18 protein-coding genes are annotated in these 23185 nt (G+C 59.7%); 7 read left to right on the top strand and 11 right to left on the bottom strand.

Annotated features, from left to right (window positions below; translation table 11 throughout):
- Positions 1 to 36: 36 nt before the first annotated feature.
- The 3 genes from U1A53_RS06615 (at position 37) to U1A53_RS06605 (ending at position 3839) form a co-directional block, all read left to right on the top strand.
- A complete protein-coding gene (locus U1A53_RS06615; RefSeq protein WP_322279785.1) occupies positions 37 to 1305 on the top strand; it encodes a PQQ-binding-like beta-propeller repeat protein in 1269 nt (422 codons plus the stop codon).
- A 122-nt stretch (positions 1306 to 1427) separates the two neighbouring features.
- Positions 1428 to 3152 (top strand): LptF/LptG family permease, encoded by a 1725-nt coding sequence (locus U1A53_RS06610; RefSeq protein ID WP_322279784.1) that lies wholly within the window; start codon positions 1428 to 1430, stop codon positions 3150 to 3152.
- A 39-nt stretch (positions 3153 to 3191) separates the two neighbouring features.
- Positions 3192 to 3839 carry a hypothetical protein gene (locus U1A53_RS06605; RefSeq protein ID WP_322279783.1) on the top strand — a complete coding sequence of 216 codons (648 nt, stop codon included), beginning with the start codon at positions 3192 to 3194 and terminating at the stop codon, positions 3837 to 3839.
- Here U1A53_RS06605 and U1A53_RS06600 read toward each other — a convergent pair.
- A complete protein-coding gene (locus U1A53_RS06600; protein ID WP_322279782.1) occupies positions 3836 to 5920 on the bottom strand; it encodes a S16 family serine protease in 2085 nt (694 codons plus the stop codon). The two genes, U1A53_RS06605 and U1A53_RS06600, sit on opposite strands and share 4 nt — an antisense overlap.
- Positions 5921 to 6029: 109 nt before the next feature.
- Between U1A53_RS06600 and pyrE the strand changes: the two genes are divergently transcribed.
- A complete protein-coding gene (pyrE, locus tag U1A53_RS06595; protein WP_322279781.1) occupies positions 6030 to 6599 on the top strand; it encodes an orotate phosphoribosyltransferase in 570 nt (189 codons plus the stop codon).
- A gap of 556 nt (positions 6600 to 7155) precedes the next feature.
- Here the strand turns inward: pyrE and U1A53_RS06590 are convergent.
- The 6 genes from U1A53_RS06590 to U1A53_RS06565 all read right to left on the bottom strand — a co-directional run bounded on the left by U1A53_RS06590 (position 7156) and on the right by U1A53_RS06565 (position 14966).
- Entirely contained in the window at positions 7156 to 8160 is a 1005-nt protein-coding gene (locus tag U1A53_RS06590) for a sialidase family protein (protein ID WP_322279780.1), read from the bottom strand.
- Positions 8161 to 8192: 32 nt separating this feature from the next.
- Positions 8193 to 8897 carry a PepSY domain-containing protein gene (locus tag U1A53_RS06585; RefSeq protein WP_322279778.1) on the bottom strand — a complete coding sequence of 235 codons (705 nt, stop codon included), beginning with the start codon at positions 8895 to 8897 and terminating at the stop codon, positions 8193 to 8195.
- 117 nt (positions 8898 to 9014) lie between these two features.
- The gene (locus U1A53_RS06580) at positions 9015 to 11138 is read right to left on the bottom strand and encodes a TonB-dependent receptor (protein ID WP_322279776.1); all 2124 of its coding nucleotides are present in this window, start codon (positions 11136 to 11138) and stop codon (positions 9015 to 9017) included.
- Positions 11139 to 11285: 147 nt separating this feature from the next.
- Positions 11286 to 11696 carry a hypothetical protein gene (locus tag U1A53_RS06575; protein ID WP_322279775.1) on the bottom strand — a complete coding sequence of 137 codons (411 nt, stop codon included), beginning with the start codon at positions 11694 to 11696 and terminating at the stop codon, positions 11286 to 11288.
- 42 nt (positions 11697 to 11738) lie between these two features.
- Positions 11739 to 14483, bottom strand: coding sequence for a hypothetical protein (locus U1A53_RS06570; RefSeq protein WP_322279774.1), 2745 nt, complete (start codon positions 14481 to 14483; stop codon positions 11739 to 11741).
- A 42-nt stretch (positions 14484 to 14525) separates the two neighbouring features.
- Positions 14526 to 14966, bottom strand: a complete 441-nt coding sequence (locus tag U1A53_RS06565) for a biopolymer transporter ExbD (RefSeq protein WP_322279773.1) — start codon at positions 14964 to 14966, stop codon at positions 14526 to 14528.
- A gap of 120 nt (positions 14967 to 15086) precedes the next feature.
- Between U1A53_RS06565 and U1A53_RS06560 the strand changes: the two genes are divergently transcribed.
- Positions 15087 to 16985, top strand: a complete 1899-nt coding sequence (locus U1A53_RS06560) for a PAS domain S-box protein (protein ID WP_322279771.1) — start codon at positions 15087 to 15089, stop codon at positions 16983 to 16985.
- A gap of 47 nt (positions 16986 to 17032) precedes the next feature.
- Positions 17033 to 17671: a response regulator transcription factor gene (locus U1A53_RS06555; protein ID WP_322279769.1), complete on the top strand. Its 639-nt coding sequence runs from the start codon at positions 17033 to 17035 to the stop codon at positions 17669 to 17671.
- A gap of 81 nt (positions 17672 to 17752) precedes the next feature.
- Here the strand turns inward: U1A53_RS06555 and U1A53_RS06550 are convergent, their stop codons facing one another.
- Positions 17753 to 19081 carry a sulfatase-like hydrolase/transferase gene (locus tag U1A53_RS06550; RefSeq protein ID WP_322279767.1) on the bottom strand — a complete coding sequence of 443 codons (1329 nt, stop codon included), beginning with the start codon at positions 19079 to 19081 and terminating at the stop codon, positions 17753 to 17755.
- A 78-nt stretch (positions 19082 to 19159) separates the two neighbouring features.
- Between U1A53_RS06550 and U1A53_RS06545 the strand changes: the two genes are divergently transcribed.
- Entirely contained in the window at positions 19160 to 21127 is a 1968-nt protein-coding gene (locus U1A53_RS06545; protein WP_322279765.1) for a glycosyltransferase family 9 protein, read from the top strand.
- Between the two features lie 9 nt (positions 21128 to 21136).
- On the opposite strand, the gene U1A53_RS06540 is transcribed toward U1A53_RS06545, so the two are convergent.
- Genes U1A53_RS06540 through U1A53_RS06530 form a run of 3 tightly spaced genes read right to left on the bottom strand, consistent with a single transcriptional unit; the run spans position 21137 to position 23161 of the window.
- Entirely contained in the window at positions 21137 to 21727 is a 591-nt protein-coding gene (locus U1A53_RS06540; protein ID WP_322279764.1) for a hypothetical protein, read from the bottom strand.
- A 60-nt stretch (positions 21728 to 21787) separates the two neighbouring features.
- Positions 21788 to 22726 carry a 2-hydroxyacid dehydrogenase gene (locus U1A53_RS06535; RefSeq protein WP_322279762.1) on the bottom strand — a complete coding sequence of 313 codons (939 nt, stop codon included), beginning with the start codon at positions 22724 to 22726 and terminating at the stop codon, positions 21788 to 21790.
- Between the two features lie 6 nt (positions 22727 to 22732).
- Positions 22733 to 23161: a c-type cytochrome domain-containing protein gene (locus U1A53_RS06530; protein ID WP_322279761.1), complete on the bottom strand. Its 429-nt coding sequence runs from the start codon at positions 23159 to 23161 to the stop codon at positions 22733 to 22735.
- Positions 23162 to 23185 lie beyond the last annotated feature (24 nt).

Raw genomic sequence — 23185 nt, 5'->3', positions numbered from 1 at the left:
CCGTTCACCCTCGCCCTTGCATTTTCCTTCTCCATCATGACACGCACCCACCTCACCACCGTCCTCGGCCTGGCTCTCGCCACGACCGCTTTCTCCGCACCCACCGACTGGCCTGCTTTTCGCGGTCCGAATCGCGATGGCGTCATCCCGGCGTTGAAAGACGTCAAATGGAGCCTCAAGGAAGTTTGGAAACAACCGACTCAGACGGGCTTCAGTTCCTTCTCCGTCGCCGATGGCAAGGCATACACCCTCGTCGTGGCCGAAGTTGACGGCAATCCTGGCGAGACGCTCGTCTGTTTAGACGCCAACAGCGGCAAGACCCTCTGGCAAACATCCATGACCTTGGTGGCCAAGTACGGCAACGCTGGCAAGGATGGTGACGCCGGCACCCCGGACAACAATGGTGGCGACGGTCCCCGCTCCACGCCTGTCATCGACGGCGGCAAGGTCTATGTGATCGACACCAACCTTGGCGTGCATTGCGTCAATGCCGCCGACGGCAAAAAAGTCTGGGAACACGACACGATGAAGGAGCACAACGGCAAGCCCATTCCGTGGATGAACGCCGCCTCCCCGCTCATCGACGGTGAGATCCTCCTGCTCGCCGGTGGTGGCAAAGGTGAAGCGCTCCTCGGTTTGAACAAAAACACCGGTGCCGTCGTGTGGAAAGGCCAGGACGACAAGATGACCCACGCCACCCCGATCCTCGCTGACATCCACGGCGTGCATCAGGCCATCTTCTTCACGCAGACCGGCCTCGTCAGCGTGGATCCCCAGAAGGGCGACGTCCTCTGGCGCGCCGAGTTCCCCTACAAAGTGAGCACCGCCGCCTCCCCGGTTGTGTTTGAAGACATTGTCTATTGCTCCGCTGGTTACGGCGTGGGCGCGGGCGCCTTCAAGATCAGCAAGAGCGGCAGCGGCTTCGAGGCCAAGCAGATCTGGCGTCGTGAAAACCAGTGCATGAACCACTGGAGCACCCCCGTCCTCAAAGATGGCTATCTCTACGGCATGTTCAGCTTCAAGGAGTACGGCTCCGGCCCGCTCGCCTGCGTGGACATCCGCACTGGCGAGGACAAGTGGGCTGAAAAAGGCTTCGGCCCCGGCCAGGTCATCCTCGCGGGCGACAAGATCATCGCCACCAGCGACAAAGGCGAAATCATCATCGCCGTGGCCAAACCCGACAAATACGCCGAACTGAAGCGCAAAGATGTGCTCGACGGCAAGGTCTGGAGCTACCCCATCCTCGCCAACGGCAAGATCTACGCCCGCAGCACCAAGGAAGGCGTCTGCCTCGATCTGAACTGATCGCAACCATCACGCAAATTTGCCACGAAGCCCGGAGCACAAACTCCGGGCTTCTTTTTTGCCCTGTGGCCGTGCAGCCTTGACGCATCCGGCCCTCTGGCCGACTCTCGCCCCTCTCTGGCATGAAGTGGCTGCAACGTGTGATCCAGGCCTGGCAAAAGGCGCGTGAACTCCCCTATCTGGGGCGTGGTTCGTTTGCCTTCACCATCCTGCTGCTGATCCTCGCCATCGCGCTCGGCTGGCACCGTACGCATCCCGATGATGAGGTCGGCGATGCGATCCAGCAGGCGCAGCAGGCGCAGATCTCGGTGCCGAAGGGCATCCTGGTGCTCTCCAGCGTGCTGCCGTACCTGAATCTGTGGGTTTCGCTCGGTGTGCCCCTGCTGTTGTTCGTCATCTGGCGGCGCTGGGGCGATCTGCGCCGCCTGATGCTGCCGGTGAGCATCGCCTCCGCGTCCGTGGCCGTTTGGGCCATCGCCAGCGAGCTGGTGGAATACATCGCCCATGCGCACATGACGGAGATGGGCGAGCCTCCGGCCCCCGTGGCGTTTGCATTCAAACTGATCTTCATCGCGCTCGCACTGGGATCGGTGCCCTTCGCCCTGCGCTATTACCGCAAGACCTCGATTCTGGAGCGCTACACTCTGCGCACGTTTGTTCATCCCCTGGTGTTCTGCTTCGTGTCGTTCTGCTCGTTGTGGATCATCATGGATCTGCTGGACAACCTGAAGGACTTTCAGCAGGCGAAGTCCAGTTTTGGTGAGGTGCTGGGTTTCTACCTCGGCCTGCTGCCCTACATTTATGTCACGGTCATGCCGGTGGCGTTGCTGCTCGCCGTTTTGTACGCGCTCACCCGCATGTCACGGGCCAACGAGATCATCTCCATGCTGGGTGTGGGCCTCAGCCTCGCCCAAGTGTTGCGCCCCATCTTTCTTACCACCGCATTCATCTGCTTGCTCAGCCTGGCGGCAAACTATTACTGGGCGCCGCGGGCGGAAGGAAATCGCAAAGCCGTGGTACGTGCCATGAGCGAGCGTGCGGCGGACTCCATCATGGCGTCTGCCATCATGTTTCGTGATGAGCAGACACGCCGCACTTGGTATGTGGCGACGTTCCCCTTCTCGCTGCGCAGCGGCCATGAGCGCATGCATGGCGTGCAGATCCGCGAGGAAAACGCCGATGGCACGCCTTCGCGCACCATCCTGGCATCTTCCGCAGGCTGGACGCCGCGCGGTGGCTGGCGCTTTTATGACGGCAGTGAAATGATCTATCAAAACGGCAGCGTGGCGATGATCCGGCCCTTCCCCACCCGCAAGGATGGAATGCACGTTCTCGAAGTGCCAGGAATCGAGGAAACGCCGTGGAGCATTGTCAGCTACGCGCTGCGCGCTGACTTCATGAGCGTGCCGGAGATCGTTTCCTATCTTCATGCGCATCCGAAGGCGGCCGATGAGAAACTCGCGCCCTTCCGCACGCATTTCTGGCATCGTTTCGCCCTGCCCTGGCAGGCGCTTGCGCTGGTGCTCGTCGCGGCGCCGCTCGGAGTGGCCTACTCGCGGCGCGGCTCGGTGGGCGGCATCGCGGCCAGCGTGTTCATCTTTTTCATCTTCATGTTCGTGAACAATCTCTTCCTGAACCTCGGCAAAGGAGGCCATCTGCCCTCCTGGCTCACGGTCTGGATGCCGCACCTGCTGTTTGGCGCGCTGGGTTTGGCTCTCTTCCACTACCGCTCGCAGAACCGCGATCTGCCGCGCTTCCAATTCAAACTCTCCAAGCTCAAACCCCGCATCGCACGCCCCCGCAACCGCAGTGGAGACGCCCCTTTGCCCGGTGCGTCCGCAACTTGAGGCTTGAAACTTCAAACCTGGAACCCATAAGGAAATTTGATGCAGCAGAACTGGTCCATCCGCAGCCGCGCCCACGAATGCGCCCTCACCGGCCGTCCTTTCGAGGACGGCGAGAGCTTCCACACCGCCATCTACTTTGATCCGCAGGAAAACGGCTACGTCCGCCGCGATGTCTGCAATGAAGCCTGGCCGCAGGAGGTCGAGCAGCGCCAGCCCGTGGCCTCCTGGAAGACCGTGTATCAAAAAGTCCTCGTCGAGGCCAGGCCCGAGATCGCCCCGAAGGAAAGCGCGCAGAGCCTGCTGCAGCGTTTCATCGAGGAGGGCGACCCCCGCACCGAAAACGCGCGCTACATCCTGGCCCTCATGCTCGAACGCAAACGCCAGCTCGTGCAGACCGCCGAGAAGGAAGTCGATGGCGCGAAGATGCTCTTCTACGAAAATAGAAAGACCGGCGAAATCTTCATCGTGCGCGATCCCGAGCTGAAGCTCGACGAAATCACCCAGATGCAGGACGAAGTCGCCACTCTTCTTGCTTTCGGCGGTCCTGCCGCCGAGGCGGCGAAAGCCGTGGGCATCACGCTGACGGTGGATGGTGTCGTCCCGACTGAAGAACCGAAAGAGGAAGGCGACAACACAGCCGAAGCCGACTCGGAAGCGTCAAAGGAATCGGTGGCGGTCCAATCCTAAAGTCCGAGTTCCTCGCGCACCTGCACATCACCGAGCAACTTGGTGTAGGCTGCCTTGGCGCTCCCAGCCGCCAAGTTTGCCTTGGTGACCAAATCGGAATAGCGCGCACCGGAACGCACCGGATTCAGTACTGAGCCGCGAATGACTTCGCCGTACGAAATGAGGCCGTCCACATACGGCCACACACGCTGGTCCAGCAGAGGACGCAGGTTGCGCAGTTTGTTCAAGCTGGAGCCCAGTTCGTCGCCTTTGAGGCTGGACATGTTGGTGTCCACGTCATGGTCAATGGCCGCCACGATGGAATCGGCGCTGTTTTGTGCCGCCTCAATGGAACCGCCGATGGAAAGCGTGCGCGGGGCGCGCCCTTGTAGGTAGAGCAGCAGGTATTTGGCTGAGTAGCAGTTGGGGGCGGCGGCCAGCAGCGTCTGCAGGCGTTGCGCGGCCTGCGGCGTGCGCAGCAACGGCACGATCTGCCGCGGATCGCGCATCATCACCGTGCGCATGTTGTCAAAGTCGGTGAGCGCGTTCTGCAGGGCTTGCGGCCGCTCAGGATCAGAAAGCAGCATGGCGTCTTCAAAGGTCTTGATGCCGAAGATGGTGATTCCCACCAAGGGTGCCGGCCCATCCATCACCAGAATGTCTGCCACCGCCTTTTCATTCTTCACCGGTACTCCCACGATTTTGCAGGCACCCTTGGTCGCCCCACGAATCTTCGCCTGCACACCGCCGATGGGCTGCACGCTGCCGTCCGCGTTCATGTCACCCGTCACCGCAAAGACCGGATCCCACTTCTTGCCGGTGATTGCCGCTTCCAGCAGCAAAGCACAGGCAACGGCAGCGGAGGGACCGTCTTTGGCAACATACTTGTCCTCGAAACCGATCTCCATCTGATGTCCCGCCGGCCAACCGCTGTGCCGCAGTTGCGAGAACTTGCTGACTTCATTAAGCGCCTTCTCCATGTCCTTCCCGACGGACTGATTGAACTTCAATGTTGAAGACGAACCGCCTAGAGAAGGCAGTGCGGTCAGGCTCATGCGTGTCACTTGCCCGGCTTCGCCTCCGGCAAGTTGTGCGATCAACAGGCCGTTCACGTTTGTCTGGCGACTTTTGAAGGCTCCGCTCGCAGACACAAAGGAAGTAATGGCAGTTTCGGTTGGCGTGCGGGATGGCGGCCGACTCGCTTGCACCGCGCTCGCTTTTTTACCCTCCGCATCCACCAAAGTAAGAAATTCCATGAGGTGTCTGCCCGGCGCTCCAGACGAAGCCGCTTCGGGAGCTGCGCGTGCCAGCCCCAGCAATGCTTCGATGCTCTTCAGGCCTTGGAAGTGTACCTTTCCAGCCTGGGTGGGGAGGCTGGGCGGATTCAAGCCGTTCCATTCCAACTGAACCAGCACCGGCTTTGGGAGATACGAGCCGAGGTCTGAAGGAAATTCGCCAAGGCAGATGCAGTGATAAAACCAGCAGTTGCTGCTGCACATGAGAACTTCCGCCGCATGCAGCTTGCATTCTGCAAGATAACACTGGCTGATGCTCGATACCGTGTTTGCGCCATCCTTTTCCGTGGCATTCAACTCACAGCTGATGAACTTGCAGTTCTTCGCCGTCAGCCCCGTCATCATGGGAGAATCGATCGCGGAGAAATGCACGGCAGACTCTTCCAGCACAATTTTCGGCGCCGGCTTGGCCGTGCCGCCATAGCCATTGTTGGCGGAAAAATAAACCTGCATCATTGCGCATCCTTCCAACCGGATCTCCCCGCCGGGCTGACAGATGAGACAGACGCGGTTAAGCCGGCAATTTCGGAAAATAAGCCTGCCGCCCGCCGCCACCTCGAACGTGGTGGCGGTGATGTGAGGCTCCTTTTCAAAGACCAGCTCCAAGAACTGCGGTCTCTCCGCCGCCATTGCGGGATTCACCACGATTTTTTCTGTGGGTGAAGAGTAAATGCCTCCTGCAGTCACCGTCTGGCTTTTCCAAAGCCGCAGTTCGTCCACTGGATGCTGGTACCACGACGGGGTCAGTGCAGAGAGTTGAAAGATCGGCAAAAGAAACAGGCAGCCGAGAAAGAATTGGACCTTCATGTCATAGAAAATAGCGAGGCACGATTCCGTGAGTCAACGCTAAATCCTTTGAAAAGGAAAATGCAAGTCGGCGCTTGTAAGCTGCCATCATTCCCTTTATCTCGCTTTCATGTCCCTCCAGCAAGACCGCGAAGAACTCCGCCAGCTTCTCAGAACCAAGTCCGTTAAGACCGGCAAATTCACCCTCGCCTCGGGCAAGGAGAGTGATCTGTATGTCGATTGCCGTGTCACCACGCTCGATTCGCGCGGCGCGGTGCTCGTGGGGCGCGTGTTGCATGATCTGCTGCGCCAGGAAGAGGCGAAACGCGGTCTCAGCATCGGCTCGCTCGGCGGTCTGACGATGGGCGCGGACCCGATCACGCTTGCGGTGGCGATGAGTTCCAGCATGGCGGGCGATGCAAAGCCGGTGCAAGCCTTTGTCGTGCGCAAGGAGCCCAAAGGCCATGGCCGCGGCAAACGCATCGAGGGGAATTTCACTCCCGACGAACCCGTCGTCGTCGTCGATGACGTGGTCACCACTGGCGGATCGACCTTGAAGGCTATCGAGGCGATTCAAGATGAAGGCGGCAAGATCGCTTTCGCACTCATCCTCGTTGATCGCGACGAAGGCGGTCGCGAAAACATCGAAAGCGCGGGCTACCCAGTTGTCGCGGCGTTCACACGCGCGGACTTGGTGTAGATTCGCTGGGCCGGCGCGACAGACATTCGCTACACGGTTACGCTGCCTGTTTGTCGATCCCAGCGCGCTTCCATCGGCTGATTCACAAAACCTTTGTTCTTGCTCGTGAAGCTCCTTTCCCCTCAATGCACCCTTGAAAAACCACAAAAAACTGTGGGCGAATCTGATTCGTCCACAATTAAGTGTGGCTAAACAACGTTCGGCCAACTGCAACACGCCATGAGCCAATATCGAAACAGCAAGCGGGCTTTCGGACTCGTGGCATTCAGTGGAGCGATGCTATGTGGTGTTACGACAGTGCTGATGGGGCCAGGAGGACTGAAAGAGGGGGCATCACCACACATTCTTCTCACTGGCATTGTGCTTCTCGTCGTCGCCTGCTTCTGTCGATTTTGGGCTGAGTGATATGAACTCATTCTTCACACGCATCTTTTTGGGCGAGCTTTTGCCAACAAGAGGCCGAACAAAACGGATGCAGGCAACGGCTCGAATGGCATCTGTCGTGTCATCGACGCCTCCCGCTCGCCGTCGCCTGATCCGAAGCGTTCGGCCGCGCTTACTTGATCCGCACCTGCGCGTAGTAGATCGCGGCTTTGCCTTCGTGACTAGAGTAATAGGTCACATGCAGCAGGTCATCGTGCCAGTAGAAGCCCGGATAGCTGCAATCGCCGCCGCTGGGGAGTTCGAGGATCGGTGTGAGACTGTTCGCTGTCATCGCGAAGAGCACCATATGAGGGCCGGGCGTGGCGCCGAAGCCGCGTGATCCGGCAATGAGTTTTCCATCCGGCAGTTCGATGAAGTTCGGGCCGCCGAGCGGCAATCCGGTCGCCGCCCAGGTCCAATCGCGATACGGGGCCTTCGCCATGCCGATGACGCCTTTGCGATCGCCGCCCTGCCTGTTGACGAGTGCCAGAGCGCTGCCGTCCTTGAGGAAACGCAGCGTGGTTTCGCCCGCCTGGCCCGGCACGTTCATGATCGAGGAGAGCTGCCAGACGGCACCATCGGTGCTGGCGTAGGTCTTCAATGACCATTCCTTCTCGGGCGCGGGGCCGCCGGAGTTCGGGTGAATGTTGTAGCAGGCACCGTAGAAGCGTTTGTCCGCCGGATTGATCGTCGTGCGCCACAGCCAGTCGCCCTTGGCCAGCAGCTTCTGCATCGGCGTCCAGACCTTGCCGTCCATCGTGGTCGCATAGCGTGGCTGGCGGCCCTGTGTGGCGGATTGACCACCGCAGAGCAGATAGAGGCGTTTTTCATCGGGGGTGACAATGAGTTTTGGGTCGCGCAGATCGACACCGCTTTCTTTGACGATGACGTTGTCCACCCAGGTCTTGCCGCTGGCGGAGATCATGGTGTGGATCACTCCTTCACCCGTGGTGGCAGAATCCGCCTCGCGGAAGCAGAGATAAAACAGGTTTTGAAAGCGCGTGAGATCGGTGAAGCCGTTGTGCGGAGCCTTGTCCCAGATCTTTTCCACGTGAACCAGCTCCGCTTTCGGAGCCTGCGCGTGCAGCAGGGCGGCGGAAATCAAAACAACAGCAGAGGCAAGGAAGGATCGGCGCATGATGCTCAATCGTACGCAATCGCCGCCGAGTTTCATCGTTTCTTTGGCCGTGTGGCAAAGAACAGCGCGATGCCGAGGCATGCGACGAGGAAGATGCCGAACGTGAGCACCGTCAGCACGAGGTCGCGCAGGTTTTTGTCCGGGATGAAGCCGAGCTTGTGGAAGTTCGTGAAGATCGTGGCCTCAAACTGGCGCTGCTTGTCGGTGTGACGCGTGACACTGCCAGTCGTGGTCGAGACATAGACGCGTGTCTCCAGCGCATCGCCGATGTCGAAACGATACACCGGCAGGATGCGGAAGATGTTGATGTATTCGCTGTTGAAGCTGGTGAGGAAGTCCGTCTTCTTCACCTCGGAGCCGGCGAGGAAATTTTTCACGATCTCGGCGGCGTAGGCTTCATCGCGAGATGAATCGACCTTGCCATCGATCGCGCTGACGTACTGCGGTCCGCGTGAGGTCTTGGTGTAAATCTGATACCACGGCTGGCCGCCGATGCCGCGTAGGTTCACGGCCTGCACTTCGGGATTGGCCTCGCTGATCTTCGACACCGCTTCGGCGACGCTGAGCTTGATCGCGTTCACATCCATGCCACCGCCGGAAGGCTTTGCCTGCGGTGGCGGAGCCTGCGTGCGCGTCATGACATTGTGCAGGACGCCGCTGCCGGAGGCGATGAGCACGGAGAGGCTGAACACGAGGCCGAGCCAGCGATGGAGTTTGCGGAGGAGCTTTGGATTCATGAGCGAAGGGCGAAGAGCAGAGGGCAAAGGGCAAAGGGACAGAAAATTGAAGCGCAGGCAAAGGGCGATTCGCGTCTCTACGCCCTTCGCCCTTTGCTCTACGCGGTGGCGCAGCCGCTACCATTTAAACTCGACACCGGCGTAAAACGCACGGCCATCACCCGGCATGAAGACGGCGCCGGGTCGTGGATTGAAGGGGGTGGGAGCGATGGAGGCATCCTGCACGACGCCGGTGGTAGGCGCGTAGGTTTCATCCGTGAGATTGCGTACCTCGACGAAGAAGGAGACGCCCTTCTTGGTGCGGTAGCCGAGCTTCAAGCCGAGCAGGGCATATGGATCGGCAAAAGTCGTGCGCGCCAGATCGGCGGCGAAGCGGCGCGGCGACCATTCCACGTTCGGGCCGAAGTAAAAGCCGCAGGGATGCTCATACAGCAGCTCCGCACGATAGTAGAACGGTGGGATGCCCGGCAGCATGCGGTCTCCCCAGCGCGCGTCACGGGCGAAGCGGAAGTCATTCCACAGAAAGTTCTGCCGCAGCACGAGGCGGTCATAATCCTCGGCGGATGCCGTGGTCAGATTGCGCCACAGATCGGCATTGAGCGCGAATTCGATGCCCTGGTGGATCGTGCGGCCCGCGTTCGTCGTCAGCGTGGCATTGCCCGGCACGCCGAGCGTGAGCATCTCGTCATCCAGCCATGCGTAGTAGTAGCTGAAGTCCCAGGCGATGCGATCTGCCTCGCCACGTGTGCCAATTTCCAATGTCGTGGCCGTCTGCGGCCGCAGAGACACCAGTGAAGGAAAACCGGCGCCAATGGCGGTCAGTTCGCCAAATGAAGGCGGCTCGAAGCTGCGGCTGGCATTGAAATAGACCTGCGACTTCGGCGTGATGTCCCACAGCAGTCCCAGCTTCGGACTGAAGCCCCAGAACTCCTGCCGGTCGGTGTTGTTCAGACCGAAGAGCAATTCCTCATTCAAATCGCGGTTCGCATAGGTGACTGAAGAACCGAAGATGAACGACAGGGTGTCCGTGAGATGAAGCTGGTCCTGAAAGTAGAAGTTCAGGTTCATCGACTGCGTCCGGTTCTGCGCCAGCAGGGCGCCGCGATTGCCGGCCACGTTCGCGTAGCGGTTGTCCTCGGTGTTCCCATACATGAAGCCAAGACCCACGGTCAGGCCGTTGTTCAGTCCGAGGAGATGATTGTGCCCGTCGTAACGCAGGTCGAAGCCGATGTCGTTGCTGAGCTGGTCGATCACCTGGAAAATCGGATGATCGAGGTCTTTCCACGACCAGAACAGGGAGAGCGCCAGCGAGTTGTCGCCGTCGGAGAAGGTCAGCTTGTTGGCGAGGCGGAAGAGCTGGTAATCACGGCGTTGATACCCCGCTCCACCTGGCACCAGCGGCACCTGCGCACCTGGTGCGGCGATCTCGGGATTGGCATTCAGCTCGGTTTTGAGCAGTGAGCCCGGAAGCTGCGACTTGCTGTCCACCCAAGTGAGGTAGAAGCGATTTTCGAGGTTTGCGCTGAGCTTCGTGCCGATATTGGCAAAGATGCGCAGGCTTTCCTGCTCGCTGTAGTCACGGAAGCCGTCCGTCTGCGAGGCGCTGATGCTCGCATACACATCCATGTCCCCGCTCACGAAGCCGGAGGAGATTTGCGCGCGCCGCGTGTTGAAGCTGCCGATCTCAAAGCGCGACTGGAACGGACTGGCCGTGTGACCGGTCTGCGAGATGAAATTGATCGCGCCGCCCAGAGTCGTCGCGCCATATTGCAGAGCGTTTGCCCCGCGATAAACCTCGATGTAATTGGAAGACAACGGCTCGATGGCCTGCATGTCAAAGCCGCCATCGGCGAGGTTCAACGGCACGCCATCCTGCATCAGCCAGATGCCGCGCCCGTGGAAGGTGCGCTGGATGCCGCTGCCACGGATCGAAAGGCGTGATTCCTCCGCGCCGAAGCGTGATTGAATCAGCACGCCCGGCGCGAAATCGAGCGCGTCCTTCAGCGTGCTGGCGCGACCACGCTTGTAATCCTCCGCATCGACGACGCCCGCGCCGCCAGGGACGGTTTGCGCGATCTGTTCTTTGCGGGCCTCAAGGCTCGGAACCGTGAGGGAAGGCGACTCTTTGTCCGCCGTGATGACGACTTCGTTGAGCTGGGTCGTGGTTTTTTTCGTGGAGGCGGTCTGCGCGAGCGCAGCGCCGGAGAGTGAGAGTAAAATGAGAATGGGAAATGGTTTCATGAAAGCGAGAGGGGGAGAAAGGCAGCCGCAAGAATGGCGGCATGCGCTGTTTTGTAGGCCGGACTTTTTCATCCTTCGCAGAAAGCTTCGGAGAATGGACCAGTCCGGCGGTTCGATGGATCGAACTTGGAAGTTCGATCTACAGGCTCAAGCCAGCCCGCGTCGTGGCGGCGGCGTCTCCGGCATCTCGTTTCGTTTCACCATCAACTCGCGAATCATCGCGAATGAAATTCTTTCTCCCGCAGGAGCGACCAGTCTCGTGACCTCCACCAGCACTGCGTCGATCTTCTTCAAGGACTGCCCCGCCTGCTGCGGCTGCTTTTGATTGGAATCACGGCCTTCCTTCACCTTCGCGCACAGCGCGCAGCCATGCTGGCCGTCGAAGGTCTTTTCCACCGCCTCGATGACCGTTCCCTCGCTCGCGAACGAAATCAGCATCCCCGTCCACGCGATCCCTTGCAGCAGCGCCCAGTGCATGCCGAGCGAGAGGCAGATCGCTCCCACGACCACCAGCCGCGCGATTCGCGGCAGCAGCGATGGTTTGGGTTGGGAGAGCATGGTAGGCGAGTATGGGAAGCGCGTGATTGGCTGTCAACCGCGCTACTTCATCGTCTCAAACCACGCCAGCAGGTCGAGAATCTGCTCCGCCTTCAGCGAATTCAGCAGACCGGCGGGCATCGGCGAAATTTCGGAGATCGTGCGTTCCTTGATCATCGCCTTCGCGATCTCGCTCTTTTCCGGCGCGAGCGGATTGGGCCGCAGCACGACACGTTCGTCATCTTCGCTCTCCAGACTGCCCGTGATCGTTTTTCCATCGCTCGTTTTGACCGTTACGTAGCGGAATTTCTCGTCGATGAACTTCGAGGGGTTCAAAATATGGTCCAACAGGTCGCGGCGGTTGAAGCGTGCCGACACCTGCACCAGATCCGGGCCGGTGACACCGGCGGGCAGCGTGGGATCATTGCTCACCCGATGGCAGAACACGCATTGCGTGCGGATCAGCGCGTCCTTCGCGTTGTCGCGGTTGCGTGTCTTCGCATCCATCTTTGCCAGCAGCGGTTCCAGATCCTCCATCTTCCAGTTCTTGAACGTGTGCCCCGGCAGCGCATGCGGCGAAAGCGCTGCGGGCTTCGGCGGATGAATGAGCGTCGCCAGTGTCACCGCCTCCTCCGGCTTCAACGCCGCCGCCAGCTCGCTGCGTGTGTCGCTGATGGCTTTGAAGAAGGTCGAAGCCCCGTTCATCTTCTCCGCCTTGTTCAGCGCCTCGAATGCGACCTTCCGCTGTTCCAGCGTCCAGCCGTCTTTGAGATAGCGCAGCATGAAGGGGTAAAACAGCAGGTCTTCCGAGGTTGTGGCCGCTTTGAGCAACGGCATGCTCTTTTCAATGACCTTCGGTGATTTCAAATAGACCAGCAGACGGCAGAGTTCTCGGTTGAGAAAGGTTTCACGAGCTGGATAGGCAGCCCAAGCATGCAGTTTGTCTTTTTGAGCGGGCTCACCGTGCCGTGAGATCGCGACGGAAATAACACGGAGAGCATCGAGGGTTGGTTTTGGAGCTGCTTTCATCGCAGCGGCCAGAATCGGCTCCAAATCAGCTTTTTCGCCGACACGGGCCAGCGCGAGGAGTTCGTGCATCTCGCCGGATCGGACGGCTTTTTCACGCCACTCGGTCGCAGGACGGTTTTCGAGCTTCATGCGTGCAAAGTGGCGCTCGAAACGCTCTTCGTTCGTATTGGAGGAACGAGATTTGTCGGACAGGTCCGACTTTTGCGATGAACAAGTCACGCGATAAAGCCCGCTTTGCGTCCCGCGACCTCCCGTGGTGAACCACATCGCGCCATCCGGGCCGATGCAGCCGTCGGTGACGTTGAGTGGTCTTCCGGTGACGAAGTCTTCCTGCGTCGCGGTGTAAGTGCTTCCGGCTTTCTTCAAATGCACCGCGATGATGCGGCCGTAGCTCCAATCCAGGATGTAGAGCGCGTCTTGATACTTCTGCGGGAAGTCGGAGCCGTAACCGAAGTAAATCCCGGTCGGCGAGGAGAGGCCGATGTCGATCACGCTTGGCAACGTGTCCGCATACCACGCTGGGAAACGCCCCGTGCCGCGACGCCAGCCGAAATCCGCGCCCGGAACGACGTGGAGCACGCGCGTGGGCATGTACCACGGCGTGCCGACATCGCGCTCCATGTCGGCGTCGAAGGTGAAGAGATCGCCGCGTGAATTAAAAGCGATGTCGAGCGGGTTGCGCAGGCCGCCGGCGAGGAGGGTGACTTTGCTGCCATCGGGCTTCACACGGAGGATGTGGCCGGCGGGTAGCTCGACGTTGCCGTCGAACATGCTGCCATCCCACGGATTGGGGATGAGCTGGTCGTTGGCGTAGTTTTTGAGCGGTGAATCGGGATCGATGTTTTCTGGCAGCAGGACGTTGTTGCCGTGTGCGACGTAGATGTCGCCATCGGGGCCGAGTTTGATGTGATTGCGACCATGGCCGACGCCCCCCCCGCTGCGCACGAGTTCTTTGCGTTCTTCAAACATGCCGTCGCCATCTTTATCGGTGAGGCGGATGAGGGCCTTCGTGTTGTTCGCGTTCGCGAAGAGCGATCCGTGTGCGTAGAGCAGTCCGCGGCACTCCAGCAATTCGTCATCTATGACTTCCACTTTCTGCTCGCCGCTGCCGCTGAGGGTGAGGCGCAGCAGTCCTTTCTTTTCCTTGCCGAGCGTGATGCGGCCCTGCGGATCGAAGGCCATCGACACCCACGAGTCTTCGCCGGGCTGCGATGAGCGGATGAGTTCGGCTTTGAAGCCGGGGAGAAGAGTCAGCGTGGCCGGATTGGTGGCCTGATTCTGTGCGCCAGGCTTCGCGAGCTGCCAGGAGTTGTAGGCGTCGAAGGTTTTCTTCAAATCGAACGGGTCTTTGGCAGGATCATCGTCGGTGGGATACAGTGCTTTGCCATTCTTCCAGGTCGCATCCGTCGGAATCCACCGCACTGCGGCGAGGTCGCCGTTGAGTTCGAGCCGCGCGGCGGTCAGGGCTTTGCCGGAGACGCGAATGCCTATTTGATGAGCCTTTCCGTCTCCAAGATAGGTGGTGAGGTCTGTCCCTGTGGCGCTGTCTTGAGCGACGCCTTTTTTTGTGACGACTTTCCCATCCACCAGAATCTCATGTGGCACCTCGCTCGCGGTGAGCAGCACAGCTTTGAGCAGCTTGCCGTCGTGTTTCACCTCTTTTGTATAAGTGACAAGCTCATTGAACTCATCGTGCAGCCACATCGGTGCAGGCGGACGATTGGCGAGCTGGGCGAATGCTTGGACCGAGAACAGCAGAAACAGAAGGCAGCGTGACATGCGCAAAGAACGCACGCTGGCGCCTGAGACTGTCGGCGGAGCTTAAAGCGCCTGCTCACCCACCGTGAAGGTCACGTTTTGAATCTGCGCTTTGTGCAGGGAGTTGAGCACATCGATCACGCGTTCGTAGCTGGTCTGTTCTTCGGCCTGGATGGTGACGAGCACGGATTGTTGCTGCGATGACGATGCGGCCAGGCGACGCAGGGTTTGAGTGAGCGCGGGAAGTGTTTTGTCTCGCGGTGAGTCGAATGCCTCCTCGTTCATGGTGACCGTGCCGTCTTCGAGGATGCCTATGGTGATTTCATCGACGGGCAGTTTGACAAGCGTGTCGCCAGGAGAAGGGAGCTTGGTGTTCAACGCACTCTCCACCTTCACGGTGCCGGTCACCACCATGAAGAACAGCATGATGACGAAGACGACATCGATCATGGGGGCGATTTGAAAACCCAGCGTGGTGGTGTCGGAGTGGATGATGCGTTTCATGGTGGGAGGGTTCCGGAGAAGCTCCACGGCTGGGAAATTGAGATCTTGGGGACGAGTCTGAAAATGGCACTGGCCCTGAGAGTGGTTGTCGGCTTCTCTCTGCCAGTACGGAACCCACCCATGAAGCGAGCTTCACCTCCACCAGCGAAGAAGAAAGCGGGCAAAAGGCCGCAGGCCCGCCAGCGCAGCGCTGACCTTGGCATGACCTTGGAGGAATTGCATGAGCTGGAGGAGAAGGCCGTGCGGCTGGAGAAGCTGGCGATGGTGCTGCTGAACGCCCCGCAGCAGGCCTTTTACCTCTACGATCATCGTGCCCAGCGCTTCGTGCTGGGCCAGGAGCACGTGTCTGGCCTGTATGGCTACAAGGCGGGAGAAATCGAGAAGCGCAAAGATGGCTGGTTCAGCATCATTCATCCCGATGATCTGGAGGAGTTTACCGCCGCGCACCGCCGTGTGCTGGAAGGGAATGGGGGGAATGTGCAAACCATGCGGGTGCGCGTGCAACGCAAGAAGGGTGGTTACGAGTGGATTCTGGCCCACATGCGTCCGTTTGAGAGCGATGAGAAGGGGGTGATTTCCGAGATCGGCATGGTGAACATCATCACACCGCTGGTGGAGGCGGAGAGCGCGTTGCGTGCGACACAAGCACGCTGCCACAACCTGTTTCAATCCAACACCGCCGGGGTGCTGGTCTTTGACAGCAAGTTCCACATTGTTGAGGCCAATCCGGCGGTTTGCAGCATGCTTGGATACGAACCAAGCACCCTGCTGCGGCTGGGTGTGCTCGATGTGACCGCGCCGGGTGTCCGTGTGGGGATGCACAAGCTGCTGCGCTCGCTGAAAAGTAGCGCCAAAACGCCGCTGAATGTGGACACCACGCTGGAAAGACGGGATGGCGAGAAGGTGGAGGTGATGGTCGGAGCCTCTTGTCTTCATGGAGAGAAAAAGGATTTCCACCAAGGCATGCTGATTCTCACGGACATCACCGAACGAAAGAGGACTGAAGCCGCGCTGAAGCGTGAATCGGACTTGAACAAGATTCTGATCGATCACGCTCCCGTCGCCATCGGGCTCCTGTCCGCCGATGGTGCCATCGTGCGCGTGAATGCGGCGGCGGAAAAGCTCTTTGGCTTCAAATTGAAGGAGGTGAAGGGGAAGTCGGTGTGGATGGTGCCGGTGATGGGACCGGAGGAGATCGGTCCTTCGCGCCAGCGTTTCCAAGCCTTGACCCAGGGTGCGGGAAAGGTCTCTGCCATCATTCCGATGCGCACCCGCAGTGGTGAGACGCGCTACATCGAAAGCGAATCCACCGCTGTGAACAAGCCGGACGGCAGCATCGACTTTTTGGTCACCACCGGCACGGACGTCACCGAGCGGCGGAAATTGGAGGTGGAGGTCATCCGCGTGGCGGAGCAGGAGCACATCCGCATCGGGCATGACCTGCACGATGGCATCGGCCAGACTCTGACGGGCATTGCGTCGCTGGTGGAAGCGTTGGAAAGTCGGCTGGCGGGCGAAGAACAGAAGGACGCCAGACGCATTCATGAACTGGTGAAAACGGCCATCACCGAGACACGACGGCTGTCACACGGCCTGTCGCCTGCGGCGGTGAAGAACCGCGGCCTGGCTGGAGGCCTTATGCTGATCGCAGAGACAGTGCGGGAGAATTTCCGCCGTGAATGCACCTGCCAGATCGATGATCCTCCACCCGTCGTGGGTCAGGAGGCGGAGATACACCTCTTCCGCATCGCCCAGGAGGCGGTCAACAACGCCATCCGGCATGGCGGCGCCACGAAGCTGCGGATCAGCCTCCGTCACAAGTCCACCACGCACGGTATCCTGGACATCAGCGACAACGGTCCGGGCTTCCCTACCGGCCAAAACAAGCCCTCCAGTGACGGCATCGGTCTGCGGGTGATGGAACACCGCGCACATTTGATCAATGGCGAACTACGACTTCAAACATTGAAAGGCAAAGGAGTGCGTGTGACCTGCCAGTTTCCGCTCAAGCTTGCTTAAGAACGTCGGCTTGACATTACTCTCAATATGAGTCACCTAAGTCCACCGTGAAAAGCAAAATCTATATACTCGACGACCACCCTATCGTTATCGAAGGGCTTAAGAAACTGATCGACCAGCAGGAAGACATGCAGGTCGTGGGCAGTGCTGAAGACGCCAACACAGCGCTTCAGCAGATCGCCAAACTCAAACCGGACGTTGTGGTCCTCGACATCACTTTGAAGGACCGCAGTGGTGTGGATCTCATCAAAAAGCTGCGTGCCAGCCATCCGAACATGCAGATCTTGGTTTACTCGATGCATGATGAAAATGTGTACGCCGAGCGTTGCCTGCGTGCCGGTGCCATGGGCTATGTGATGAAGGGTGAGCCCAGCACCCGTGTGCTGCAGGGCCTCCGCCAGGTGGCTGCCGGCTCGTTCTTCTTCAGCGCTTCCTTGCTCGGCAGCATCGTCTCCGGCGGTGGTCCGCGTGGTGGTTCGCGTGGCGAACCCGCCCGCATGCTGAGCGACCGTCAGCTCGAAATCTTCGAGATGGTCGGGCGCGGCTTCGATTCACACAGCATCGCCGAAAAACTCGGCCTCAGCGCCAAGACAGTCGATGCTCACAAGGCGAACATCCGCCAGAAACTTGGCCTCGCCTCTGCACGCGAACTGCTCATGGAAGCAGTGCGCTGGGTGGAGAAATAGGATTCCACGCAGCTCTCATTCAATTCAACCCAGGACGGGCGGCAGACATGCCGCCCGTTTTGTTTTCAAACAGTGAGTGCCTCAATCGTTCGCCACGGCATCCTTGTCCGCCTTGGCATAAACGGCGAGAGCGGCCTGCAACTCGGCGACTTTCGCGGGCAGTTGCGTCGCGAGGTCTTTGCTTTCGTTGGGATCGCTGGCGAGGTCGTAAAGCTCGGCCTTTTCAGCGTTGTTCTTGGTTTGCAGCACCAGCTTGAGATCGCCCACACGGAATGATCGCGATTTGAATCCCGGAGCAACGGTGTAAATCGACCTCACCGGCGGTTTCACGTCTTCGGCAAGCTGCGGCCAGAGATTCACGCCATCCCACTTCAAATCCGTCTCCGCCTTGAAACCGGCGAGAGTGCAGAACGTCGGCATCCAGTCGATGATCTGCACCGGCGCGTCGTGTTGGCCCGCCTTGAGCCGGCCGGGCCAGCTTGCGATGCAGGGCGCCCGTGTGCCACCCTCGTAAACGCTGCCTTTCTGGCCGTGCAGCGGCTGGTTGCTGGCTGGCAGCGGACCGGTGGGATAATCATCCGCCGGATAGGTCTGGCCGTTGTTTTCCGCATTGCTGCCACCGTTGTCACTGGTGAAAATGACCAACGTGTTTTCCCGCTGGCCGGTCTTTTCGAGTGTGGAGACGATTTTTCCGACCGCGTCGTCGAGATGCATGATGCACGCGGCGTAATGACGCGGCAGATTACCGGCGAAGCTCGCAGGCACCTTCGTCAGCCATTCCTGTGGCTCTTTGACCGGCAAATGCACGGCAGTAAACGGCACATAGAGGAAGAACGGCGCGTCCTTGCGCTGCGTAAGCCATGCACAGGCCTCTTTCGTGATCAAGTCGGTCACATGGCCGGTTTCCGTGATCAGCTTCTCATTGCGATGCCACGTCTCGGAGAACGGGCCTGTCTTGTAGCGATGATCCCACGGCCCGACACCGCCCGCTAGCGAGCCATAGCTGTGATCAAAGCCGAAATGATTCGGCCCCCACTCCGGCTTCGAGCCGAGATGCCATTTGCCGGTGATGCAGGTCTCGTAGCCGACGGATTTCAACGCCCGCGGCAGCGTGACTGTGTCCCAAGGCAGCGCTCGGTTGTTTTGTGGGGTGGTGACGCCGAAACGGCTCCAGCAGCGGCCGGTCATCAATCCCGTGCGTGTGGGGCTGCAAACCGGTGCGACGTAGTGATGCGTGAGCTCCACGCCTTCTTTCGCCAGTTGGTCGAGGTGCGGCGTGGGCGCATTGCCGCCGTGAAACGCCACATCCGCCCAGCCGAGATCGTCGGCGATGATGAATACAATGCTCGGTTTTGAGGGCGCCGCGTTTAACAGCGGACAGAGCAGCAGCAGCAGAACGATCCATTTCATGCAACGCCAAACGAAGCCTCATTGCGTGATCTCGCATGAACGGTTGCGCGTGCGATGGCGTTGCGGCATAGAAAACCCATGGGAAGCGCCAAGGACTCCGCCAGTATCCTCACACGCACCGGGCAGTGGATGGTTTACGCGCTGTTTCGGTGCGTTGAAGGCGTTTTGTGGCTGCTGCCGCTCATCGTAATCTGGCATGCGGGGCGCATGCTTGGCACCGCAGCTTATTTTCTAGCCGGCAACTATCGCAAACTCGCGCTGAACAACCTGTGCATCGCCTTTGGCCGTGAGAAAAGCGAATCGGAGCGCCGCCGCATCGCCCGCGAGCATTTCGCCAGCCTCTTTGCGAACATGCTGTGCGGTTTCAAGCTGCCGCTGATGAGGGAGGCGGATGTGGCGCAGCGAGTGAAGGTGGAAGGCATGCATCATCTCAAGGAGGCCTTCGATGCAGGCCGCCCGCTGCTGCATCCTATCATGCATGCGAGCTGCTGGGAAATCATGACGCAGGTGCCCGCGCTCTACGTCTTCGGCCACAAGCCGGCCAGCATCTACCAGTCGCTGCGCAATCCGTATCTGAACGTCCTCGTGCTGCGTCGGCGTGAAAAGCTGGGCTATAAGCTCTTCGACCGCCAGGAAGGCTTCAACGCGCCCATCAGTCATGTGCGTGACATGGGCATGCTCGGCATCCTCGTGGACCAGCACGCGGGCTATCATGGGCTGTGGTGCCCGTTCTTCGACCGTCTTGCATCCACCACGAACATCGTGGCGCTGTGCGCTCTGCGCACCAACGCCGTGATTTTGCCCATGATGGTCTATGATGACGGTCCCGCACGCTGGCGCTTTGTTTGTGACGGACCGCTCATCACGAGTGAAACCAAACCCACCATCAGTGGTGTCACGGCTGACATCAACCGCACCGTCGAGCGCCTCATCCGCCAGCAGCCCGAGAGCTGGTTCTGGGTTCATGAGCGATGGAAAACACCCAATCCCAACTTCCTGCTTCCGGGCTACCGTCGTGGAGTCGCTTTTCCTGCCGGCTATGACCAGGATCATCTGCAGCCCTTCGAGCTGCTCATTCGCAGCCCCAACTGGCTTGGCGATGCCTGCATGGCCTTCCCCATGGTGCGTGCCATCAAACGCGGGCGCCCCGACATGAAAATCACCGTGTTCGGCCCGGACAAACTCGAAGAACTGTGGCTCTCGATGCCCGAAGTCTCGCGTTACATCGCCAAGCCGGTCAAGGAGGGTCTTTTCGCCGTTGCCAAACGCATCAAGGCCACCGGCGTTCATTTCGATGCCGCCCTCCTCTGCACGAACTCGACACGCAGCACCCTGGAGATCTGGCTGGCGGGCATTCCGCACCGGATTGGCTTCAAAGGCTCCTTCCGTGCCAGATTGCTCACGCATCTGGTTCGCGAGCCTAGAGCCGGCTTTCCGAGCAAGCATCATGCCCACCTGTATATGTTCCTGGCTCGACGCATCGGTGCCGATGTCGAACAAGCGGGCCTGTGGGATGCCGGATCACCGCCAGGATCAACCGACGGCACCATCCGCGTCGGTATCTGCGCCGGTGCGGAGTACGGTCCCGCCAAACGCTGGCCGTTGGAGCGTTTCGCCGAGGTGGTGAATCAAATCTCCGCACAGCATGCGCAGTTCCGCTGGCAGTTGTTCGGCGCTCCGGGTGAGAAGGACATGGGCGAAAAGCTCTCGGTGATGCTCCAAGCGCCGCATGAGAACTTTGTCGGCAAAACACGGCTCTCCGAGCTCATCGCAAAGCTGCGTGAATGCCAGCTCCTGCTCACCAACGACACAGGCACCATGCATCTGGCCGCCGCGCTCGGCATTCCCACCGTCAGCATCTTCGGCTCCACCTGCCCCATTGAAACCGGTCCGCTGGGCAACCGCCACATCGTGATCCAGCACAAGGTTCCGTGCAGTCCATGCTTCGAGCGTGAGTGTCCCTTCGGCCATTACGACTGCATGACGAAGATCCCGCCTGCTGAGGTGGTCGCAGCCGTTTTGAAGACGGCCGGGCTGGGCGTCTGAAGCCTGCGCTCAGCGCTCCGCCACCGGATCTTTGCCCACAAAAATCCCCAGCACCGCGCCGCCGATGATCCACATGATCAGATGATCCGCGATGTTCACAATCGTGTCCCGCCCTGGACTTTCCATCCAGATCCACATCGGCAGATCGCAGGTCAATCCCGCAAACAATCCCGCCGCCGCCACGAAGGCGATCCGCGCCGGATAAAACAACGCGGTCTGTGATAGCAGCGCCGCGATCAAAAATGCACAGATCAAATTACGCACGAAGCTCAGGATCATGTTTTTCCCCATGCTGATCTCGGCTTTACCCGGACGGATGATCGCATACACATACGGCCCGTCTTCCATCGCTTGGATCTGCTTTTCCTCGAATGCTTTCTTTTCCTCGGCGGTGGCCAGTTTCGGCGCATCTCCCATCGACGGCAGCATGTAAATGCCGTGTCCTGACGTCACGTTCGCCTTGATCACTTCCGACATGGTCTCTTCATTGCGAAATGACCGAAAACCGTTTTCATGCCATCCGAGCGTTGTCCATGACAACGCCTCCCATGCGAAGACAGCGATGGCGGCGAGGAAGGCTCCAAGGATGATTTTGCCCATGAATCTAATTAGTGGCTCACGCATGAAGGGCAAGCAGCCTTTCAGCCAAGAATCCAAGGATCAGCACACCGGCGTCAGCAGCGCCTTCCCGCTGACATGCGCTGCGAGATTCTCCACCACCAGCCGGGCCATCTGACGCCGCGTTTCATGCGTCCCGCTGCCCAGATGCGGCAGCAGCACGGCGTTCTCGCACTGCATCAGCGCCGATGGCACCTGCGGCTCATGTTCAAACACATCCAGGCCCGCACCACGAATCGTGCCGCGTTGCAACGCCACGATCAGCGCCGCCTCATCGACCACCGAGCCGCGCGCGATGTTGATCAGCGTGCCTTTCGCTCCCAACGCTTCCAAAACCTGTGCGTTGATCAGATGCTTCGTCTTTGCCCCGCCCGGACACGCGACGATTAAAAAATCTGCCACGCGCGCCAGTTCGATCAGCGAGTCTAAAAACTCCCAGCTCACCTCCTGCCGCGTGCGACCGTGATACGCGATCTTCATCCCGTGCGCTTCCAGCCGTTGCGCGATCGCCTTGCCGATACGCCCAAGCCCCACAATGCCCGCCAGCTTCCCCCGCAACGCATGCGCCAGTGGAAACGGCCCCTGCGTCCACGAACCCGCATGCAGATAACGGTTTGCCGCGATCAAACGGCGGCTGGTCATCAGCACCAGTGCGCTCGCCGTGTCCGCTACATCCTCCGTGAGCACGTCAGGTGTGTTCGTCACGCGAACGTTATGTGCGCGGCACCAATCGACGGGCACGTTATCATAACCGACGCCGAACATACTGATGATTTCCAGTTTCGGCAGTTTTTCCAGCAGCGCGACCGGCGAGACACTGCCGCCCGCCATCACGATTCCGCGAATCTGTGTGCCCACCTCGGCCAGGAGCGCGTCTTTGTCTGACGCATGGAAATAATCATGACACACATGCGCCGCACGCAGCGGCTCCATCAAAAAATCTGGCAGCGGGGCCAGCACCAGGACCGGGGTCTTTTCCATGAGTTGTTATGAACGTTCGCGTTTCCAATCCTGCGGCGGCACCAGGCGCACGCCGTCCGGCCAGTCCGCACCCTGAAGAATCCAGTCGTGAATGATCTGCTCGTGCTCGCGCTCCAGTTTTTCCGGGGTCGGCGGCATGGCGATGGGATTTTCATGTCCCAGCAGCAGCACTTTATGCAGCAGGCTCTTGTGCGGCGCTCCCGGCACGATCACTGGCCCGCTGCGCCCGCCCTTCATCGCCAGCTTCTTCGTCTCCAGGTTCAATCCTGCGAACACATACCGGCTGTGATGACACTCCAGACAGCGCGACTCCAAAATCGGCTTCACGTCGCTCACAAAATCCACCGGCTCGTTGCTCAGCTGTGTCACATCCAAAATCATGCATGCGGGCAGCAGCGCCACCGCGCTCAAGGTGAGAGAGAGCTTTCGTTTCATGCCTTCACCATCCTGTGGCATCAC

The sequence above is a fragment of the Prosthecobacter sp. genome (assembly GCF_034366625.1).
Lineage (GTDB): Bacteria > Verrucomicrobiota > Verrucomicrobiia > Verrucomicrobiales > Verrucomicrobiaceae > Prosthecobacter.
Note: the sequence above shows the minus strand (reverse complement) of the source record. Positions and strands in the feature narration are given on the sequence as shown.

Coding starts and splice junctions, on each gene's coding strand:
- U1A53_RS06615 (WP_322279785.1), top strand. CDS start 37: ATGACACGCACCCACCTCACCACCGTCCTCGGCCTGGCTCTCGCCACG.
- U1A53_RS06610 (WP_322279784.1), top strand. CDS start 1,428: ATGAAGTGGCTGCAACGTGTGATCCAGGCCTGGCAAAAGGCGCGTGAA.
- U1A53_RS06605 (WP_322279783.1), top strand. CDS start 3,192: ATGCAGCAGAACTGGTCCATCCGCAGCCGCGCCCACGAATGCGCCCTC.
- U1A53_RS06600 (WP_322279782.1), bottom strand. CDS start 5,920: ATGAAGGTCCAATTCTTTCTCGGCTGCCTGTTTCTTTTGCCGATCTTT.
- pyrE (WP_322279781.1), top strand. CDS start 6,030: ATGTCCCTCCAGCAAGACCGCGAAGAACTCCGCCAGCTTCTCAGAACC.
- U1A53_RS06590 (WP_322279780.1), bottom strand. CDS start 8,160: ATGCGCCGATCCTTCCTTGCCTCTGCTGTTGTTTTGATTTCCGCCGCC.
- U1A53_RS06585 (WP_322279778.1), bottom strand. CDS start 8,897: ATGAATCCAAAGCTCCTCCGCAAACTCCATCGCTGGCTCGGCCTCGTG.
- U1A53_RS06580 (WP_322279776.1), bottom strand. CDS start 11,138: ATGAAACCATTTCCCATTCTCATTTTACTCTCACTCTCCGGCGCTGCG.
- U1A53_RS06575 (WP_322279775.1), bottom strand. CDS start 11,696: ATGCTCTCCCAACCCAAACCATCGCTGCTGCCGCGAATCGCGCGGCTG.
- U1A53_RS06570 (WP_322279774.1), bottom strand. CDS start 14,483: ATGTCACGCTGCCTTCTGTTTCTGCTGTTCTCGGTCCAAGCATTCGCC.
- U1A53_RS06565 (WP_322279773.1), bottom strand. CDS start 14,966: ATGAAACGCATCATCCACTCCGACACCACCACGCTGGGTTTTCAAATC.
- U1A53_RS06560 (WP_322279771.1), top strand. CDS start 15,087: ATGAAGCGAGCTTCACCTCCACCAGCGAAGAAGAAAGCGGGCAAAAGG.
- U1A53_RS06550 (WP_322279767.1), bottom strand. CDS start 19,081: ATGAAATGGATCGTTCTGCTGCTGCTGCTCTGTCCGCTGTTAAACGCG.
- U1A53_RS06545 (WP_322279765.1), top strand. CDS start 19,160: ATGGGAAGCGCCAAGGACTCCGCCAGTATCCTCACACGCACCGGGCAG.
- U1A53_RS06540 (WP_322279764.1), bottom strand. CDS start 21,727: ATGGGCAAAATCATCCTTGGAGCCTTCCTCGCCGCCATCGCTGTCTTC.
- U1A53_RS06535 (WP_322279762.1), bottom strand. CDS start 22,726: ATGGAAAAGACCCCGGTCCTGGTGCTGGCCCCGCTGCCAGATTTTTTG.
- U1A53_RS06530 (WP_322279761.1), bottom strand. CDS start 23,161: ATGAAACGAAAGCTCTCTCTCACCTTGAGCGCGGTGGCGCTGCTGCCC.